22 protein-coding genes are annotated in these 19,634 nt (G+C 41.2%); 8 read left to right on the forward strand and 14 right to left on the reverse strand.

The genetic code is table 11. The features are described 5' to 3' along the window. Window positions 1–56 precede the first annotated feature (56 nt). The 3 genes from AC58QG_RS04035 to AC58QG_RS04045 are packed head-to-tail and all read left to right on the forward strand — an operon-like array spanning window position 57 to window position 3,771. Window positions 57–1,538: a spore germination protein gene (locus tag AC58QG_RS04035; RefSeq protein WP_497360816.1), complete on the forward strand. Its 1,482-nt coding sequence runs from the start codon at window positions 57–59 to the stop codon at window positions 1,536–1,538. 26 nt (window positions 1,539–1,564) lie between these two features. Further along, a complete protein-coding gene (locus AC58QG_RS04040; RefSeq protein WP_497360817.1) occupies window positions 1,565–2,638 on the forward strand; it encodes a Ger(x)C family spore germination protein in 1,074 nt (357 codons plus the stop codon). Beyond that, complete coding sequence (locus AC58QG_RS04045; protein WP_497360818.1) at window positions 2,638–3,771, forward strand: GerAB/ArcD/ProY family transporter; 1,134 nt, start codon at window positions 2,638–2,640, stop codon at window positions 3,769–3,771. Before AC58QG_RS04040 ends, AC58QG_RS04045 begins: the two co-directional genes overlap by 1 nt. A 22-nt stretch (window positions 3,772–3,793) precedes the next feature. Here the strand turns inward: AC58QG_RS04045 and AC58QG_RS04050 are convergent, their stop codons facing one another. The 5 genes from AC58QG_RS04050 to AC58QG_RS04070 all read right to left on the reverse strand — a co-directional run bounded on the left by AC58QG_RS04050 (window position 3,794) and on the right by AC58QG_RS04070 (window position 6,938). Next, on the reverse strand, window positions 3,794–4,021 hold the full coding sequence (locus AC58QG_RS04050) for a hypothetical protein (protein ID WP_497360819.1): 228 nt from the start codon (window positions 4,019–4,021) through the stop codon (window positions 3,794–3,796). A 202-nt stretch (window positions 4,022–4,223) separates the two neighbouring features. Next, window positions 4,224–4,862 carry a cell wall hydrolase gene (locus AC58QG_RS04055; RefSeq protein ID WP_497360820.1) on the reverse strand — a complete coding sequence of 213 codons (639 nt, stop codon included), beginning with the start codon at window positions 4,860–4,862 and terminating at the stop codon, window positions 4,224–4,226. Between the two features lie 209 nt (window positions 4,863–5,071). After that, a complete protein-coding gene (locus tag AC58QG_RS04060; RefSeq protein WP_497360821.1) occupies window positions 5,072–5,692 on the reverse strand; it encodes an NADPH-dependent FMN reductase in 621 nt (206 codons plus the stop codon). Between the two features lie 33 nt (window positions 5,693–5,725). Next, entirely contained in the window at window positions 5,726–6,259 is a 534-nt protein-coding gene (locus tag AC58QG_RS04065) for a cupin domain-containing protein (protein ID WP_497360822.1), read from the reverse strand. A gap of 7 nt (window positions 6,260–6,266) precedes the next feature. Beyond that, complete coding sequence (locus tag AC58QG_RS04070) at window positions 6,267–6,938, reverse strand: hypothetical protein (RefSeq protein WP_497360823.1); 672 nt, start codon at window positions 6,936–6,938, stop codon at window positions 6,267–6,269. A 147-nt stretch (window positions 6,939–7,085) separates the two neighbouring features. Here AC58QG_RS04070 and AC58QG_RS04075 point away from each other — a divergent pair, with 147 nt between their 5' ends. Next, complete coding sequence (locus AC58QG_RS04075; RefSeq protein ID WP_497360824.1) at window positions 7,086–7,529, forward strand: MarR family winged helix-turn-helix transcriptional regulator; 444 nt, start codon at window positions 7,086–7,088, stop codon at window positions 7,527–7,529. A gap of 196 nt (window positions 7,530–7,725) precedes the next feature. Here the strand turns inward: AC58QG_RS04075 and AC58QG_RS04080 are convergent, their stop codons facing one another. Continuing rightward, complete coding sequence (locus AC58QG_RS04080) at window positions 7,726–9,090, reverse strand: TrkH family potassium uptake protein (protein ID WP_497360825.1); 1,365 nt, start codon at window positions 9,088–9,090, stop codon at window positions 7,726–7,728. Between the two features lie 371 nt (window positions 9,091–9,461). Here AC58QG_RS04080 and AC58QG_RS04085 point away from each other — a divergent pair, with 371 nt between their 5' ends. Continuing rightward, window positions 9,462–10,730 (forward strand): MFS transporter, encoded by a 1,269-nt coding sequence (locus AC58QG_RS04085; protein WP_497360826.1) that lies wholly within the window; start codon window positions 9,462–9,464, stop codon window positions 10,728–10,730. 91 nt (window positions 10,731–10,821) lie between these two features. On the opposite strand, the gene AC58QG_RS04090 is transcribed toward AC58QG_RS04085, so the two are convergent. From AC58QG_RS04090 to AC58QG_RS04105, 4 genes are all read right to left on the reverse strand, one after another. Then, window positions 10,822–11,916, reverse strand: a complete 1,095-nt coding sequence (locus tag AC58QG_RS04090) for a glycoside hydrolase family 11 protein (protein WP_497360827.1) — start codon at window positions 11,914–11,916, stop codon at window positions 10,822–10,824. A 386-nt stretch (window positions 11,917–12,302) separates the two neighbouring features. Continuing rightward, the gene (locus tag AC58QG_RS04095; RefSeq protein ID WP_497360828.1) at window positions 12,303–12,572 is read right to left on the reverse strand and encodes a hypothetical protein; all 270 of its coding nucleotides are present in this window, start codon (window positions 12,570–12,572) and stop codon (window positions 12,303–12,305) included. A gap of 131 nt (window positions 12,573–12,703) precedes the next feature. Continuing rightward, window positions 12,704–13,096, reverse strand: coding sequence for an SET domain-containing protein (locus AC58QG_RS04100; RefSeq protein ID WP_497360829.1), 393 nt, complete (start codon window positions 13,094–13,096; stop codon window positions 12,704–12,706). Next, complete coding sequence (locus AC58QG_RS04105; RefSeq protein WP_497360830.1) at window positions 13,089–14,174, reverse strand: CotH kinase family protein; 1,086 nt, start codon at window positions 14,172–14,174, stop codon at window positions 13,089–13,091. The genes AC58QG_RS04100 and AC58QG_RS04105 overlap by 8 nt, the downstream gene beginning before the upstream one ends. A 153-nt stretch (window positions 14,175–14,327) precedes the next feature. Between AC58QG_RS04105 and AC58QG_RS04110 the strand changes: the two genes are divergently transcribed. Beyond that, a complete protein-coding gene (locus AC58QG_RS04110) occupies window positions 14,328–14,930 on the forward strand; it encodes a hypothetical protein (RefSeq protein WP_497360831.1) in 603 nt (200 codons plus the stop codon). Between the two features lie 139 nt (window positions 14,931–15,069). Here AC58QG_RS04110 and AC58QG_RS04115 read toward each other — a convergent pair whose 3' ends face one another. The 3 genes from AC58QG_RS04115 to desA all read right to left on the reverse strand — a co-directional run bounded on the left by AC58QG_RS04115 (window position 15,070) and on the right by desA (window position 17,942). Next, on the reverse strand, window positions 15,070–15,669 hold the full coding sequence (locus AC58QG_RS04115; protein ID WP_497360832.1) for a response regulator: 600 nt from the start codon (window positions 15,667–15,669) through the stop codon (window positions 15,070–15,072). Then, window positions 15,666–16,802 carry a sensor histidine kinase gene (locus tag AC58QG_RS04120; RefSeq protein WP_497360833.1) on the reverse strand — a complete coding sequence of 379 codons (1,137 nt, stop codon included), beginning with the start codon at window positions 16,800–16,802 and terminating at the stop codon, window positions 15,666–15,668. The genes AC58QG_RS04115 and AC58QG_RS04120 overlap by 4 nt, the downstream gene beginning before the upstream one ends. Before the next feature lie 69 nt (window positions 16,803–16,871). Then, a complete protein-coding gene (desA, locus tag AC58QG_RS04125; protein WP_497360834.1) occupies window positions 16,872–17,942 on the reverse strand; it encodes a Delta(5) desaturase DesA in 1,071 nt (356 codons plus the stop codon). A gap of 319 nt (window positions 17,943–18,261) precedes the next feature. On the opposite strand from desA, the gene AC58QG_RS04130 reads away from it, so the two are divergent. Both AC58QG_RS04130 and AC58QG_RS04135 read left to right on the forward strand, forming a co-directional pair. Continuing rightward, complete coding sequence (locus tag AC58QG_RS04130) at window positions 18,262–18,462, forward strand: cold-shock protein (protein ID WP_056625586.1); 201 nt, start codon at window positions 18,262–18,264, stop codon at window positions 18,460–18,462. Between the two features lie 64 nt (window positions 18,463–18,526). After that, window positions 18,527–18,757, forward strand: coding sequence for a cold-shock protein (locus tag AC58QG_RS04135; RefSeq protein ID WP_497360835.1), 231 nt, complete (start codon window positions 18,527–18,529; stop codon window positions 18,755–18,757). Between the two features lie 152 nt (window positions 18,758–18,909). On the opposite strand, the gene AC58QG_RS04140 is transcribed toward AC58QG_RS04135, so the two are convergent. Continuing rightward, entirely contained in the window at window positions 18,910–19,530 is a 621-nt protein-coding gene (locus AC58QG_RS04140; RefSeq protein WP_497360836.1) for a GNAT family N-acetyltransferase, read from the reverse strand. Between the last annotated feature and the right edge of the window lie 104 nt (window positions 19,531–19,634).

The following is a 19,634-nucleotide window of genomic DNA, read 5'->3' on the forward strand; positions in this document are numbered from 1 at the left end:
TAGGTATGATAATCCATGTCCATGCTCATAATAAGCTGTAATTATTACTGAGAGGTGTGTTTCCAATTCCAGAAAATATCTACACGGTTTTGAAAGACACCATCAAATCGAATGATTTGGTGCAATCTTTGCATACGATCCATGGTAAACGGATTCACTTTACATATTGCAAAGCCATTGTAGACCAGGAACTTATTCACCAGAAATTATTGCACCGGATTCAAATTTCAGAAGCAGAAATTAATCATCTTCTTGCGTTAAAAAATTTGATCCCGCTGGAGAATATTACGTTCTCCTCGAATGTGGACGAGGTTTTACAAAGTTTGATTAAAGGCTTCATTTATGTTCAGCTGGAACCTGATTTAAATGAAGGGCTTTTAATTAATATTGCGGATCTAAAGCGCGGGTATCGGAGTAATAATGAAGCCGATAACGAATATAGTGTCATTGGCCCTAAAGTCGGCTTTGTCGAAGATCTCGATACCAATCTAAACTTACTCCGTAAAGAGCTTATCTCTAAGAATTTACGATTTGAGGAGTACATCGTAGGTACAACTTCACAAACAAGAGTAGCGATTGTTTATATGGATGGTGTTTGCAACCCCCAGCATATAAATACAGTAAGACAAAGAATACTAGATGCTAATTTTGACGTGTTATTTGATAGTTCTATTCTTGACCAGGTCATAGCGGATAATGCAAATTCACCATTTCCTTTATTTATTTCTTCGGAACGCGTAGACAGGGCTAAATATAGTCTGTTAAACGGCCAAGTGGTCATATTAAGCGGTGGGTCTCCCTATTTCATTGCCGGACCTACCACCTTATTTGATTTTTTCGTCTCACCGGAAGATTATTATCTGCCATGGATTTTGGGTTCTTTCTTTAGGTGCATAAGGTATTTGGGAGTGGTGTTCTCTATTTTTGCATCTCCCTCCTATGTAGCCATATTAACCTTTCATTATTCCGTCATACCGCAATCTCTTCTAGGCCCGATCATCGAATCTAGAACAAACGTTCCCTTTGCACCCTTTCTTGAAGTATTACTTATGGAATTTACAGTCGAGATGTTACGCGAAGCTGGGGCCAGATTACCTACGAAAGTCGGACAAACGTTGGGGATCGTTGGCGGTATAGTACTAGGTACAGCAGCCGTGCAAGCCGCGCTCACTAGCAACATCTTAATTATCATTGTCTCACTCTCTGCCCTCCCTTCATTTGCCACCCCAATTTTCAAAATGGCTAATACGATCCGTTTTTTAAGGTTTCCATTGATTTTTTTGGCCGCAGCATGGGGTTTGTTTGGGATAGCGATTGGGTTAGTGATTCTTTTAGGCCATTTGTTGCGATTAAAATCTCTAGGTACTCCCTACCTAGTTCCTTTGTACCCATTTCGTCCACAAAATTTCGCAGATAGTTTTATTCGATCTTCGTTAAGCCTTACTACGAATCGACCTAGTTTCTTGCGTCCTCTCAAGCTCACAAGGTATAAGGTAAGTAAGCCAAAAGATACAAGTGATGAATACAATAACGAATAAATTTCTAAGTAAGGGAATTAGCATCAATGAAAAGATATGTCACTCTCCATGTCACTCTCCTTTTCTTTTGCTTCCTATTATCCGGATGTGCAAAAGATCAGATCATAGATCGGATTAAACTCATACAAAGTATTGGCTGCGACTTGCAAGGAGATACATTAAAGGTTAGCGGTACTTATCATGCATATGAAAAGAATATGCGATTGTTTTTGCTTCATGGAGAAGTTAAAGCGCTTAATGAGGTACTTAAACCTTTCACTTCGCAATCGGATGACCCTATCGCAGTCGGTCAATTGCAGACATTAGTACTTAGTGAAAAATTAGCAAAAAGAGGCATTTCAGAGCTTGCTAGCACCATTGTTCGAGATCCTCTTATTAGTAATCGTGCTACGATTGTTATAACAACAGATCAGTCTAGTGATATCTTAGCTGAAACTTTAAAATATCCACCCATCTATTTATCAAATCTGATCAAACAAAATATAGAGAACGGGAATACACCTTCCACAAATGGCCATGTATTTCTTGATCAATACTATGGAAAAGGACAAGATGTATTTTTGCCCATTTTGGTTAAAGGCCCCAAAGATGTTTTGCAAATGGATGGTGTAGGTGTTTTTCAAGGTGATAAATTAAAGCTTCTGCTGACAAATCAAAAAGGTTTATTTATTAAACTCCTTAAAGATGATAAAGTCGACATCCAATCAAGCACATATAACTTCAAGAATGATCAAGACGAACAAATTCAATTTAAAATTATTTACTCAAAAAGAAAAATGATCGTAGAAAATGAAAAAGCCTCAGTTTCACTTATGCTAGATATTAACCTTGGAGAGTATCCAACAAACTTAAATGTTTTTGAAAACAACAACGATATGCTTGATATAAAGAAACAAATCGAGAATAAATTAACAGCCGAAATTAAAGCCATGCTGGAAGATTTCCAAAAGAATCTTGTCGATCCAATTGGGATAGGTAATCTTCATAGTACTCGCCAAAAGGATTGGAATGAGCAACAATTTACTGCTCAAATTTACCCTAAAATTCAATTTGATGTTCAGACAGAAGTTAAAATATTATCATTGGGGGTTGGGCATTAGTGCAGAACGTGGTAAAGGAAAACTACTTGATCTCCGGTTTCTTTGTATTTTTCCTCATCCATGCTTCTTTGGTCGGGGTTGGCGCCTTAAGTTTTCAACATTTTATTTTTGAATTTGCAGGCAACGATGCTTGGATCTCCGTTATTTTAATGGGGTTAAGCCTTCATGTTATCATTTGGATGATATTTAAGATGCTTGGCAATCCAGCCAAAGATGTCATCGACTTACATCGCATCCTTTTTGGTAAATTCCTAGGGAGTGCGGTTTCCTTAGTTATGGTTGGATACTATTTTATATTGGCTTTAACGGTCTTTCGCGGCTACATCGAAATCATACAAGTTTGGATGTTCCCAACCCTTAGAACGTGGATTCTTGCCTTCCTACTCATTTGTATTATCTATTACATCGTCTCTGGAGGATTCCGTATAGTAGCGGGCTATTGCTTTTTTGGGGTCATTTTCTCTTCTCTGCTGCCATTGTTATTGTTCTTCAATATTAAATATGGACACTTAATTAATGTATTGCCTGTGTTTAATCATTCTATAAATGATTTGTTCACGTCTTCTAAAAACTCTGGCATCATGTTTATGGGATTCGAAAGTTTACTCATTTATTTTCCATTTATCAAAGCCCCCGAAAAAAATATAAAATGGGCTCATCTCGGTTTATTCTTAGTCACACTCAAGTACTCCGTACTCATTTTTGTAACCATCATGTATTTTAGTCAGGGGCTATTAAGGCATACCTACTGGCCAACCTTGGTCATGATCAAAGTCATTGAGTTTTCACTTATTGCAAGAATTGAATTTATTTTCATATGCATCTGGTTTTTGATTATTATCCCTATGCTTTGTCTCTCGATTTGGAGCTGTACAAGGATTATAAAAAGAGTTACGAATTTTAAACCCACATTCTCACTAATCCTTATCCTCATTGCAATCTTCCTGACCTCACTTCCATTTAACGATCGCGTTAAGATTGACTGGTTAGGAAAAAATGTTGTTGAGATTGGGTTTTATTTTATATATGCGTATATCCCGCTACTATTTATCCTTTATTTGATTCGCAGTAAAATCTCACAGAAAAAATCAAAGACGATACAACCCAAGAATAAGAAAACCAGTCTAACATGAACCATGTGGACTGGTTTTTAATTTAAACGTACTGCTCCGGTAAAGCTTTAATAATCTCTTCATATTTTAGAGCGATAGTGATTTCCAAAATATGAACTGGATTTTGATGAGCGTAGGCTAACAGCAGTTCTTTATTGAACTCTTCATCGTTCATTTTCAAACTTTTTCGGATTAACTCCATCATTGCTCTTTGACTTCTCGTATTCAACTGCTCAATTTTCTCCACAGCCAATTCAATTTCACTCTCCATAACTACACTCCTAAGTCAGATTAGTTCTAAGTTCTAATATAGTAATTCGGTGCTGTTCCGCGCTTTGTGGCTTGCAGCGTTATGTATTTCGTAGGGACGTGTGACACTGTCGAATCCGCCTTATCAGCTTGCTTTTCTCAATGAAGTGTCATTAATAACAAAAAAGCCGCGATTTACGCGACTTTTTTCATTATATCTACACTTATAGGGTAAATACGTGATTACCAATGGTAATCTTGGCGGCTCTTTTTTTGCTCCAAGATGCCTGGGCAATATCAGGATTGTAAAAATAAAGGGCTCCAGTTGTTGGATCCAAACCATTTAAAGCGGCGCTTGCCGCGCGGTAGGCTGACAAATTTGGTTTAAGGTTAAACTGACCATCATCAACGGCTGAAAATTGACCTGGTTGATGAATAACCTCTGTGATGGAATCAGGAAATTTTTCGGACTGGACTCGATTAAGTACGACAGCTCCCACGGCAACTTGTCCTAAAAAGGACTCCCCTCGGGCTTCGGAATAAATGATTCGCGCCATTTCGTCCAGCACCGTCTGTTTGGGTGAAATCGTATTTTTTAGTTTAGACAGAGTTAAGGAGTCGGCTTCCCCATCAACTGTCAAGCCATAGCTGGCTTGAAATTTCTTAACAGCATTCTTAGTCTGGTTACCGTAATAACCGGTAATTCCTGTTTTAAAGTAACCGAGTGCGCTTAAGCGTTCTTGCAAATCCAGTACTTGATCACTTTGTGTGCCCTGTCCTAACGATTGAGCACTGACCGGTGCGGCCATCCCCATTACACCAAGGGAACTGACCAAGATAAGAGCTTGTAGTTTCTTCTTCATGTTTAAGATAACCTCCTCTTCCTTTTACGCGCTGCATATGGCAACGAATGCAGCATTACAAATTTAGGGGTGTTGATCCGACTCAAGATGTCGCCTTACACGCTCGAAAAATGGCGAACAGCACCAAGCTGTCCCTATAAACTTCGGGAGTAATACCAATTAAGGGTCGCAAAACACAAAAAGTATCCATTCAATAGACTACTACTCATTCAGGAAAGGACAGCCAAAGCTACCTTCCATGTACGACGCATCCGTGCCAGAACGCTTTCATGGCCCTCGAGTTGGTATGCTAGTTCCGATAATGCTCGCTGAACCTGCGGCACAAAATCGTGGAAATCACGATCTGGTTTTAGCTCGGCTCCCTCACGGATAACCGCATCCGATAATCTCAGTGCAGGAGATGTCGGCACGATGCGCATCCTCAGCCGAACCGCAACCCTCCTCAGTTGCTTAGCACACCGGCCACCACCATGACCGCCGTAGGTCACAATCATGACTGGCTTGTCTCGCCACTCGTGGTAAAGATGATCAATAGCGTTCTTCAGGACCGCCGGATAGCCCCAGTTAAACTGAGGCGTGACGAAAATCACGCCACTCGCACTCTTGATCTTCTCGCTCCACGCGTACGTGTGCGGTTGGCTGTAGCCTCCCAATGCGGGAATCCCCGGTTCATCGTCCATCGGCAGCGACCATTTCGCCAGATCGATAATCTCGTACTCGTATATTGAATTCGCTCTGCCCATGGATTCGACCCATGCCGTGATTTTCGGACAATTTCTACCTGCTCGTATGCTCCCCATGACCAGGAGCACTGTCTTCTTCTGAACCATTACTACACCTTCATTTCTTATATTTGCTATGTATTAATCGACACGATAGCCAAGAGCTTTGGCGAGACGAGCCAGTCCACCAAGAAGCACCTTCTGCACAATGGCCGGAGCACCTGCAGCATATCCGTCGCCATATTTCCATATCATCCCGAGCCAAAGAGGATTATAAGGAATTCCCCTTTGACTCAACTTTCCTTCGCATTCCAGTTTGTGATGTAGCAAAAACATTTCCCAGTGGAATCCGGGAGGACGAACTTCGTGTATCCCTATCAGTGTCTCTTGGCCGACGTTAATGAATTGATGCACCTGCTTCGGATTGATTGTCAAACGCTCGCCAGGGCCGAGCACCCTCTCTACGCCATCCACGATCCCTATCATTAAACCTTGTTTCACCTCAAAGGATTCTTTCAAAATTGGATGCCAATGAGGGGGATTCATTGTCCCTTGCTGGGGAATCTGATGCTCAATCCGTAAAAAGTCCCCCCACTCATCATTCCCTTGTACCAATAATGTGACTGTCTTTCCATCAGGAAACCGAAGCTGATTTGCATACTTTCCTTCTGTCATCCTTTAGTCACCTTCTTTTAGCGTTTTTTTGAGATTCGTCATTCGAACGAATCATTGCCTTCTCAAGCATGTTAACCAGAAGCACTGCTGCAAGGGTTGCAACAGCCGCGAAAATGACATCCTTGCCCGCATGAATCCAAAGTATGGGGACCCAGGTGATAGCCAGGTAACGATGAATAACTCTCATCCATGTATTCCGTACTTCCCTAATCAAATATCCGTAACCCACTACTGTAAGCAGGATGATAAAACTGGCAGCTCCAGAGTAAATATGTTGGTCATGAATTTCTTTGAATAGAAAGTAAATACCATGCGCAAACACGAGGACTAATGCTGTCCAGCCCACAAATTGGTGAAGTTTAAGAACCCACTTTCCTATTCGGCGGACGACCATAGACTTCGATTTCAATCCTCGCTTAAACCACAACAAGGACATACATACCGCTCCAAGATACACCCCATACGTTCCAAAATCATTAAATAATATCCCTATTCTAACGGGAAGCTCGACAACACCTTTTTCCATTTGTTCCGTTGCCAAACGTTTTAGATCACTATCTCCGTTCCCGTGCAAGGAAATATAATAGCCAAAATAACCCAGAAAGATCACGGCAATGCCGACAGCGATTATGAAAGGAATCCAAACTCGTTTACTTTTACTCATGCGATATTTCGTCATACCCTCCTGAAGATGAAATATTAGTACGTGATACAAACAATATAGTTTGTGTCACGTACTATGTCAATGACTTTTATGATAAAATAAAAAATGAAAATGACTTGCAGGCTGTTTACGAATATCTGAGCTTATTTGGAGTGAATAATAGTGAACGAAAAAAACTCTGATTTTCAAGAGAACCTCTCAATTATGGATAGTTTGATACAATTATCCTTCCTTGTTCAAGGAATCCTCACCCGAGTCGGAGCGGAATACGATGTTTCCATCATACAGATTCGGTTGTTCGGCATTTTACGTGATCGAGAATTAAGTATGTTACAGCTAGCACAGTACCTCGACCTCGACAAATCCAGCATGACCGGATTGATCAATCGCGCGGAGCGCCGAGGGCTAGTTGAACGCAGTAATTCTCCACACGACGGTCGTGTAATTCATGTAAAGGTGACCGCCGAGGGACAAAAACTCATTCAGGTCGTAAGTAGTAAGATCGGGCGTCAAATTAAAGCAATAACGGATACCCTTAATGAAAAGGAGAGCTCACAGTTCATTGCGCTTGCCTCTAAAATGTTGCTTCCTTTAAGCCAACATTAATTTGGCTGCTTTGAAGAACGTTCCATCTTATCAAGCCCCTTTAACTTTTTCCATGATGTCTTGTCCGTTAACTAAGTGAAAACGGCAGCCAATTGTAGATCGGCTGCCGTTTCGTCTTTATTGTTTTATCCTGCTCGTTAACTTATTACAGTTCCCCGTCTAACTATTTAATTCTCTAAGCGTGGCTACATTGTAGTCAACCAGTCATAACTCTCTCTATAGGATAGTGGATCTTTGCATCCTTTAGGCCGCCGCCAATAAAATACAAGCAGGTCGTTAACCCGATTCTTCCGAGAAACATCAGCAACATCAGTATACATTGCGCAAATATGCTAAGTTCCGGTGTTATCCCCATAGACAAGCCTACCGTCCCAAAGGCGGAGCAAACCTCTAACACTATGGCTATAAGTGGATGTTGCTTGTCGGTAAAGCAAATCGCAATAACCGATAGGCTGCAAAACACAATTGCGAGTAACGTAATAGCCATTGATTTCAAAATGTCATCCGGATGGAGCTCCCGATTAAACACTTTGATGGAGCGGTTTCCTCTCGCAAAGTGATAAATAAAAAGTACATTCAAGGCGAAAGTGGTCGTTCGGATCCCTCCGCCTACCGAATTTGGGGATCCTCCAATGAACATATAGAAACTCATAAGCAGAAGTGTCGGCATTGTAAAGTCGTTAATATTCATTGTCGTTAGCCCGGCGCTTCTTGTGGTTGTCGCTTGGAACAAGGCATAGAAAAAGCTCTCATGCCACGACAGACCCTTGAAATAATATTGATTTTCAAACAGTAAGATAAGGATTGTGCCTATCGCAAGTAAGATGCCATATGTCATCGTCGTTAACTTTGTGAATAATGAAAAACGGAAAGGATACTCTGCCTTCATCCTGCGATGAGATAAGTAGGCCTTCACCTCAATTAACACGGGGAACCCAATGGCCCCAAAAATAATAAGAGACATCGTAACCAGTTGAACAATATAATCGTGAGCATAAGGTATTAAAGATTGCCCTGTGATATCCATTCCAGCGTTCGTCGTAGCACTGACTGCTGCAAACAATCCCTGAAGAAACGCCTCCTGCCAGCTATCATAATAGGCCAAAAAACGAAAACCGAATATAAGCCCCCCTAATAATTCTGTCAGGAGAGTGAACCTCAAAATTTCTTTAACCAATTGAACGAGACCCGATAACGCGAACTGATTGTTATCCACCATAATCATGCGGCGTTCGCGCAATCCGATTTTTCTACCCAACAGAAGCCAGAAAAACGTACTCATCGCCATTATGCCGATACCCCCGAATTGCAATACGAGCATAATGACGAAATAACCGAATACGCTGTAGGATTCAGCAACATTAAATACGCCGAGCCCCGTGTCACTTACGACGCTTACGGCTGTGAAGACGGTATCAAAGAATGTAATTTTAACTCCGGGTTTATGCACCGCAGGAATACTAAACAGTATAATTGATAATAGAACTGCCAATAAATAATAGCCGGTAATCACTTGGGCAGGTGATCGCTTCTCGATCCAATTGCGCATTTTACTCCACATGGGTAAACTGTTCCTTTCATGCTTTCATTACATTGCGAATTTCCATTATTTTGGTTTGCCCATGATGCGGATTGAATATACCCAGTAAAGAAGTCGTGCATCGCGTTCTTCACGCTATATTCTCTATTAAACCTAGTCAAGATGAACTCACCGCAAAGTAAAAAGATCTCCTGATCATGGAGATCTTTTTACTTTTATTCGTATTATTACGACTTGTCATAAGCCTTCTGTATGCCGTACAGCATCTTTCAATTATTCGGGTATCCGCCTCCAGATGGAGCAAACTCTCATTCTGCCGAACCTTTTTGATACTTGGAATTTCCAGTAACATGTATTTATCAAGAAAAACGGCAAATGAAAGGAAGATATGAATGAGTACCCATCCATCTGTTTCGGCCTCATCGTTGCTTAGAAACCGGTTTGTGCAAGCGATTTTAATGTCCACGTTGTTTTTACAAATAGGAATTTGGGTGCGAAATATCGCGATCCTGTTTTATGTAAAAGAAATGACGAATAACGACGCGTTCGCGGTTTCACTTATCTCTGTCTCGGAGTTTGCACCGCTCTTCCTATTTTCATTTATTGGAGGGGCGTTCGCAGACCGTTGGCGACCGAAGAAGACTATGGTCTGGTGCGACCTGTTTAGTGCCATTTCTATTCTTGGGGTGCTTTTCGCTATGACAAACGGTTCGTGGAGAGTTGTGTTCTTTGCGACATTAATCTCGGCCATTTTATCGCAATTTTCGCAACCTGCCGGCATGAAGCTGTTCAAACTGCATGTGCCTGAACATTTAGTACAAAAGGGGATGTCTGTGTATCAAACATTATTTGCTATTTTTATGATTTTCGGTCCGATCATAGGCACACTTGTTTATCAAAGATATGGCATTGAGACTGCGATTAGTATCATGGGCGTTGCCTTCCTTCTATCAGCTGCTTCGCTGTCTTTCCTGCCACATGATCGTCCACTTGATGGTGAAAAAAGAAAATCCCATGTCATGGAAGACATTAAAGCTAAAGCGGGGTTCAAATACGTATGGTCTAGCACGATTCTTCGTAGACTAGGTGGCTGCTTTATTGCTGCAGGGCTTGGCCTTGGACTTATTCAGCCGATGGGAATCTTCCTTATTACGGAACGGCTTGGGAAGCCGGAGGATTATTTGCAGTGGTTCCTTTTGATTAATGGCGTTGCGATGATTATTGGTGGCGTGTTGGCCATGAGTTTCGCGAGCAAACTAACCCCACAGAAGCTCCTAGCTCTCGGTATGACTTTCAGCAGTTTGACGATGATCTCCATTGGGCTATCGACCAATTACTGGTTCACACTTTCGCTCCAGTTCATAAGCGGGCTTGTCTTTCCTTGTATTCAAATTGGCATCCAAACAATGATTCTGAAAAATACAGAGGAATCGTTCCTTGGACGGGTTAATGGTATTCTAAATCCCATGTTCATGGGTTCGATGGTTATTTCGATGATGCTATCTGGCATGCTCAAAAATGCGATTTCACTCGTACCTCTTTACGCGATCGCAGGATTATGTTTCCTTGTAGGTATAACGATCCTTATTCCACTATTTAAGTTGAATGATAAGATTCAACCCGAAACAGTGAATGCTTTAGGCAATTCTAATCTACCCTAAGAAATACAACAAAAATCCCAGCGGGAATGATCCCGCCGGGATTTTGTTTTAAAAATGATCAGAATTCTACTGAATTATCGATTAAGAGTTTTTACTGGATTTCCAAGTAATCAATGTTAGCATCCCAAGTCCCGTCATCGGTTGTTACAACGAGCTGAATCTCTTGATTTCCAGTTCCATGGCTGACATTGTTGAGGGTATAAACCGCAGGACTGCTTCCTCCGAAGTAGAAGGTACCTTTCGTCTGTCCGCCAATTTTCAAGTCAACTTTGGCCATATTGGAGTTATTCGATGATCCACGGAGTAAGAAATTATGGGTACCGCTTGTGAAATTCTGTGTGAATTTCACCAAATCGTTGTTGGCGTATAAAGCAACTCCAGTGAACGGCGAGCTGATATTCGCTGTGTACTGACCACCTTTAGTCATACTCTCAGCTTCCTTTTTCGTACCTGTACTTGGAGGAGGAGTTGGAGATGGAGATGGTGAAGGATTAGATCCGCCGCCGATCGTCAGTGTATTCGTAGTTACATTAGCACTTCCACTGCTTTGATAGCCTTCAAATGTAAATGCCACTTCATACATCTTACCCATTGGCATTCCTAAGCTCTCCCACTTTTTAAAGTGTTCGCTAACAGAAATGGTGCCGCTCGTGCGTTTCGACTGGCGGACACTCCAATACTGCTTAAACGTTGCATTACCTATAATGGATGGTTGGTTTGTTCGAGTAGTCTCATAGATGTCATATGTACCTCCGTCAACAGTAATGGTGCCCTTTTGCGTTCCTGTCGGACGATATGTGCCCCAGTTATCAACGATGTAAAATTCTACAAGCGGATCCTTCGTCCAGCCATAGACTGTCAAATAGGAATTGCCGCCTGGAGTGAAGCTTGCACTGTAATTGATTGAAATGTTTCCAAGTTGAGAGTGGGTCTTGGTCGAGTCGAATTTCTTCCCCTTACGGAATAACGCATTCCCGATATTACTCCACTGCGCACTGAAAGCGCCTCCACTATTGAGCGTCATACTTGTTGTACCGGAATCCTTCCACAGTTCATAGTCGTAACCATCTTGGGTGCCAGTTTGATTGGAAGTGATCGTTGTTGCTGCCTGAACCATTACTGCAGGTATTGTAAGTGCTAAACAAAGTAACATTGCTATAAATAACCTCATTCTTTTTTGGTTCAATTGGTATTCCTCCATTTTGGTTATATTGCAAATAGTTGTACTTTGATGCTGTGCACCCAGTAGCAGGCTGCCCTCTCCACTTCCTTCCAATATCAATTTTTGAAAGCGATTACATATTCAATTTTATCAAAGCATTTCTACATCGTTCACCTGAGAAAATTTAGTATATACTGTAAAAAACTTAGTTCTTTTGGATTTGAAATGGAAATTACATCATAAAGGACAAGTGTCTACTATTGGAAAGGGATATAAGATCTTGTCTAATGAAAAAGACACGAACTTACATCCTTAACATAAAAAAACCGCGCTGTGCACGGAATTTTATGGCTATATGTTCTTGTCACTTACAGGCTAATTCTGTTGCTTATGTATCTTTATTCCACCACCTATTCAACTTTCTCTTTTTGAGCCTTTTTGGGTTCTCTAAATGAACCGATTATGCCTGTAAGTAGACCAATTAACCCAATAGTAACTCCGTATCCAGAAGAACCTTCAGAGGCTAATAACACAATGACTCCGAACAGTGTTATATGAACACCTAAAAGTTGAACTTGAAGAGCACTTGGATTGAAAAAGTCCAATAATACAAATACATGAAAAATTACAATAACTATTAGAATTAGAGCGACCATACACACTAAGCCAAAACTGACCATCTTGACCTCCTCTGAATTCAGACAATTGCTTGCAAACACATATCCCCATGATCGGAGGGTGCCCTCGCCCTCTTCATAGCTTTTGGGACACCCTCTTTCTTATAAGACAAAACTAACTGTTTCACTTCTATTTAATCGATAACCTTAAACCACAATGAAGATTGGTCCTTAGGGTCTCCATTGTAATTAATCAATATCTCTTCACCCGCTTTAATATCTTTATAGGCAAAGAAGTCCATGGTTACATTATTTTTATTTGATAAATATCTCGCATTTGGAGAAAAAGAGTGATTATATAAAACACCGTATCCTAGAACTATAGCTTTATCCTCTCCCCAACGGAAAACATAGTTTTTGAGGATGCTTTCCCTCATTTCTTCCCATTCGTCTTTGGAGACAACGATAATCGGTGCTGACTCAATTAAGTCACCTCTTTTAAAATTTTCGGTTGCAAAAACTCCTCTACCATATTTCCCTGTATTTTTCATTTCAATTTTTTTCAGTGTACTTCCTCCTTTATTCAAGATCCTTTAGATGCTTTCGAAGATAGCCATTGCGTTTTTCGATGAAGCGAAGGATTAATTCTGGCTCACTATTAAATAGCGCAATGGATTCCTTTTTAAATGGATCTAAAGAAATATAGGGGTTTAATTGCTTATGGAGATTTGTCACCATAGGTTCAATAGCTTTAACCGTAAATTTTGTTTCTAAAACTTCTTCCATAATACGACGGTATTGCTGCCGTATTTCCGTTACATCCAGAAGGCGTGCAGTGAGCGTATTATAGCCTTGAATAGGAACTGCATAATATTCCATGATATCGCCATTCCAATTTCGTCCCCAAGTTGCATCGTAATCCCAGGGTATCATCTGAAATAGCTTCGTCTCTTCATTTCGAATTAAAGAATAATTGTGAATAAATCCATCGTAGTTTTGAGTACAAACTGCCCCGCATAACCACAATAAATAATTTTTGATATCCATATCCTTTTTTATTGCTTCACCAAATTGGTCTCGGTTAATTGTATTTATGTTTACAATAAACCTTTCTAAATCTTGTTTATCCTTATCACTACCCAATTTCTGAAAATATCCAGACAGGAGCGATGGTTTTGCTTTTTCCTTCGGTGTTAATAAAGAAAAATTCGCATGGTAGATCGTGGCATAAAAAATAGGACCTGATGGTAGTTCTCTTTTTTGTAAAAAAAATTCATCCACCGATTCAAGTTCTAGATAAATTCCCTTTGTCTCCCCATTCAATTCTAGAAAAACATGCTTACTATTTGGAGCGAAACTCCCTATGCTCTGAAAAAAATCAAAAGAAAGCTTGTTGCGTATTAAAGATGGATCTCGGTATTCAGCATTTAGGTGTATCTCACGTCCAGCAAATTCTTTTTTATATGACCTAAAGTCGATGCTATAGGATTTTTTTCTAAATTTACGGGTATGATCGCCCCGATAGGATATCCCAATCTCATAAGGAATGTTATCTACAATTAATTTGGAAGGAACAGGCTCATCTCTCCATACATCGTTATTTAATACCTTAAGATCTTTCGGCTCAATCGTTATGTCATAGGTAGGAATAGCAGTTTGTTCCATTAAATCATTCCCTTGCTTTTTTTATATCTTATGAAGAAGCAAGTGGAGTTGATAATAAATCTGGACGCAACACTAGAACAAATAAAATATATTTACATAAGATACAACACACCTTGATTTTCAAGGAATACTTACGAAGGGTGGTTGTTCAATATGGGAGAAACTCAAATATTAGATTTAATAAAACAAGCTCAAGATATCGGACTAGATGAGTTCTTTGTTCGAAATCCAGTGTCAAATAAAGGTACTGGTGGTACGGGTGGTACGGGTAAAGGTACTGGTGGTACGGGTAAAGGTTCGGGTGGTACGGGTAAAGGTTCGGGTGGTACAGGTAAAGGCACGGGTGGTACTGGTAAAGGTACGGGTGGTACGGGTAAAGGCACGGGTGGTACAGGTAAAGGTTCGGGTAAAGGTACGGGTAAAGGCACGGGTAAAGGTACAGGTAAAGGTACAGGTAAAGGTACGGGTAAAGGTACGGGTAAAGGCACAGGTGGTACGGGTAAAGGTACGGGCGGTACGGGTAAAGGCACGGGTGGTACGGGTAAAGGTACGGGTGGTACGGGTAAAGGTACGGGCGGTACGGGTAAAGGCACGGGTGGTACTGGTAAAGGCACGGGTGGTACGGGTAAAGGTACTGGCGGAGCCGGTGGTACAGGCGGTACGGGTAAAGGTACTGGTGGAACCGGTGGTACGGGTAAAGGTACTGGTGGAACAGGCGGAACAGGCGGTACGGGTAAAGGTACTGGCAATAGTTAGATTAAGAATAAGACAAAAGCAGGCAATACCATTTGGTTTCAGCTTGAACCCAAATTGTATACAAAAAGGTACCCATAGACTGAACTCCTTTTTTCAAAGTATCCAGTCTATGGGTATCCGTTTACGTTTTTTTGGCCTGCTATTTGAACCATCCCTTCTCTTTGAAGCGCATAATAGCCTCAATTCGGTTACTGACATTGAGCTTATCGAGAATAACGGAAATGTAGTTGCGAACGGTACCTCTTGTAATGTACATGTGATCAGCGATTTCCTTCGTATTTTTACCGTCGGCGATCAGGTTCAGCACCTCCTTTTCCCTCTCCGTCAAAGGATTTTCTTCAGTATAAGTCTCATCTACCAGCTCTGAGGCATAGATTCGCCTGCCAGCCATTACACTCCGAATCGAGGTAGCCAGTTCCTCACTTGGGCTATCTTTCAACAAATAACCGTTGGCACCTGCCTTCACGGCCCTTTCAAAATACCCGTAACGGGCAAACGTGGTCAATATAATGACTTTGCAACCCAATCCCTTTAGTTCCTCCGCCGCATCTAAACCGTTCATTATTGGCATCTCGATATCCATGACACAAATATCTGGCTTATGCAATTTAACCAGTTTCACAGCATCCTCGCCATTGCTTGCTTTACCAACGACCTGCATATCCTCTTCCAAATCAAGTAAGGAAGCAAGTGCGCCCAGCAACATCCGTTGGTCCTCGGCAATCACAATTCGAATCATATCCTCACCTCCCTCTCTGGTGGTATGATGGCATTCGGCACTTTAATAACAATCATTGTTCCATTGTCTGAGATAATTTCCATACAACCGTTTACAAACTCAAGTCGCTCTTTCATGCCCCGTAATCCATTTCCAAGTAACACAAGACATTCTTTCGTCATTCCGATCCCATTGTCCCCGACCTTGATAACGAGATCGCTTGGTGAAGGCTCAATGGAGATCGAACACGTAGTAGCACTGCTATGCTTGATAATATTCGTAATCGATTCCTTCAAGCACATGCTCAACACATTTTCATTTATCAGGGAAGTGTTCGTTAACTTCGGATCTCCCTCCAAAATGAGGTCGATCTCTGCAGCCTTCAAAATCTGTTTGATTCGAAACATCTCTTCCACTAGTCTTGTTCCGCGCATTTGTGTTACTATTTCCCGAACTTCCTTTAACGCGATTCTAGCTGTCTGACGAACATCATTGATTTCTATTTGTGCTTGCGCCGGATTTTTGCTAATTAATTTCCCAGCCAAGTCACTCTTCAAACCAATTAATGAGAGCTTCTGACCAAGTGTATCGTGTAAGTCGCGGGCGATTCTTTGACGCTCTTCTAGCTTTACCAACTCGGAAATCCGCTTATTTGCATCCTCTAGCTGTCCCTGGAGTTTTTCACTCCTATTTCGGTTGAACGTGGTGACTGGAATGAGAATAACGCCAATCACACTAATGATGATAAAAGGCAATTGTGTAAAATACACAGGATTTTGGGATACTAATCCATAGTTAATCGTTACAATCGTGGTGACTAGATGAATGCAGTACAACGTAATAAATCCTGCCCGACTTTTCATGGTGCCAATAAAAAATGCTAAAAACAGCGAGAAGTATACATAGCTGAATACGATAGCCATGATAATCGAAATAATAATTTGTACGCTAGTCCAGAAGTACACAATCCATCCTTTAGACACGAAAGACAGCACATAGCAGCTAAAAAAAACCATAATCATGATTGTGCCTAATACAATTTGGTATGTGGTAGAAGAACGAAATATGAAATAAAAAGGTAGGATATAAAAGACAACCCACACATACGGACTAAGACCGGTGTTTTTGTGAAAAATTTGATACCACTTTTGCATAGTCCGTTTAACCTCGTTTTCTTCAACATAGATTTAATTATATTTTAGCATAAACATAAAACGATGTATTTACTGCCCTTGTAAGCTCGATTTAGGGACTTTTACTTTTATTTGGTTAGCCAAAGGATCATGCTCATCTTCCTTATGGTGCACCTGATTATTATTTTTATAACCGACAAACGTTTTGTTTCGCTCATCCCATAGACGGAAACTTAGCGACTTCAAACTGGTGCCGATTGTAATGGTCGTTGCTTTTTGAAGCGGTGGCGTTGCATTATGCGCCTTTTCCAAATTATAATTTGGCACTTTTGGACTCAAATGATGGACATGATGAAACCCAATATTTCCAGTTATCCATTGCAAAAGTTTCGGCAGCTTATAGTAGGAGCTTCCATCTACCGCGGCTTTCACATAACTCCACTCATCCTCATTCTCGAAGTAGGAGTCTTCAAACTGATGTTGCACATAAAATAGCCAGATTCCCATCAAGCCCGCTACGAACATAATTGGAGCTTGTATCAGAACAAACGACTGCCATCCAACTATCCAGATCAGTAACCCATATAAAGTAAGGATGGAGACATTCGTCATATAAGTACTGATTCTTTCCTTGCGTCTTGCACCTTTCGTATTAAAGCGGTTCGTAAATAGGAACAAAAAGATGGGACCAAGTCCGAACATAATAAATGGATTCCGATATAACCGATATGCAATTCGGACCCAAAAGGAAGAAGACGCATATTCGTCGACGGTAAGTACCCACATATCACCTATTCCACGTTTCTCGAGGTTACTGCTCGTTGCATGATGGATAGCATGACTATTCTTCCATTGCTGATAGGGAAAGAGTGTGAGGATACCCGTAATCGTACCTATTATTTCATTAGCTCTACGGCTTTTGAAGAAAGACTGATGACAACAATCATGGAAAATGATAAAAGTTCGTATAACGAAACCGGAAGCGACGATCGTAATCGGTAGTGTGATCCAATATGATATTGATAGGCTTAGATACGCAGTTAACCATAGAACGAATAAAGGTCCTAAGGTGTTAATTAATTGTTTGATACTAGCCCTCGTATTTGATTTTTCATAAGGGGCAACCTGTCTTTTCAAGTTAGTTAGCGTGGATTGTGTCATCGTATAGTTCCTCCTCGATATGGTGCGCAGGACTTGTTAGCGAATATCAGTTGTAGTATCCTATCTTCATTATAGATATCGCTTTCAATTCGTTGCAGTCATAAACATCATGTAGAGGGTATGACATATGTCATATAGGAAATGGAAAACAATACAAATTTGCTTATCACACTGTTGTGTGCTACCATTAGGTTTATAAACAGCTTTGACATAAACTCACATATTGAAAAAGTGATCATTTGTGTATGGTACCTTTTTCAATGTGTGATTTTTTTTGTTTAAAAAAGCATGTTAATAACAATTTGGAGGTAATTATATTATGGAAACAGGAACAGTGAAATGGTTTAACGCAGAGAAAGGCTTTGGATTTATTGAAATGGAGGGCGGAAATGACGTATTCGTTCATTTCTCCGCTATTCAAGGGGATGGATTCAAATCGTTGGACGAAGGTCAACGCGTTGAATTTAATGTAGCTCAAGGCAACCGCGGTCCTCAAGCCGAAAACGTTGTAAAACTGTAATACACAGTGAACTGTCCTTAACAAGAGTTAAGGGCAGTTTTTTTAATATAAGGAGGAGAAAACTATGTATTTTCAAAGAAAATCGGTAGAGGATCTCATTCAGGAAAACACGAAAGTCTGGGCATGTAATAACGAAGATTGTAAGGGGTGGATTCGGGACAATTTTTCGTTTGAGTACGTCCCAACTTGCCATCAGTGCCTTTCTCCCATGATAAGTAGCTTGAAAATGCTCCCTATAATTTCTAACTCCAATAAAAATATGAAGTCTCTTCATAAAGGCAGACTGATCTCCTAATTGAATGAACTATAAAAGAGCTGCCGCAAGGCAACTCCCTCCTACACTATCGTTTCACGGTAGTGTAATTTTGGTCGTTTCGAACCGAGGGCCGAGTGGCCCAAAGTGGAAAATACTGTTAGCAAAGCAGATATTAGACCATATCAAGCTCGTCATGGTCTAACATGCGTGACATCGAGGTGCATCCGGAGTAGGAGTCCGCCCTTTGAGTTGGCAACACCGATGACGACGAACCCCACCGATTCGTAAAACGCCTTCGCGTGTTTGGCAGACACCTCTATACGAAAACCGCGACGCGCAAAGTCGGCGATCAGCGCACTGGCAACGCCTTGTCGCATCCAGTCAGGATCAGTGAACAGATCCTCGAGTTCGAGAAAGTCGTCGACCGGACGCGCCGATGCGAAGCCGACGACCCGCCCATCTACAACAGCAACATGCGCGAATGGCAGCATCACGTCGTCCCACACGAGCCACTCGGGATTGGCGGCGATTAGGTCGCGGTCGGCTTCGTTTGTCAGCGAAGCTCGGCGATAGACATCACGCAGCATATCGACGTCGTCGATGACTGCTCTCCGAATGACGAGGTCAGACAATGTGGGTCGAGATATCCTTATCCCATTGTCAAACTGATGAATCCACTCTCCTTCTCGCTTGAGGATATCGATCCTGTCTCGGATTAACTCGGAGAAGTGACTCTCGCCTTCTCCAACTACTAATGCTTTCTCTAAAGCCTTAATCTCGATTGAAATGATAAATCGCTTAAGCTCAGCCATATTCATACTGATCCAACGCTCCTTGTCCGACGGTTAAACCGTAACAGCATACTGGATGTATATTATCGCTGAGCATGTCTTAGTCTATCGAGCTGGCCCACACT

Source organism: Paenibacillus sp. J22P169, from assembly GCF_059691995.1.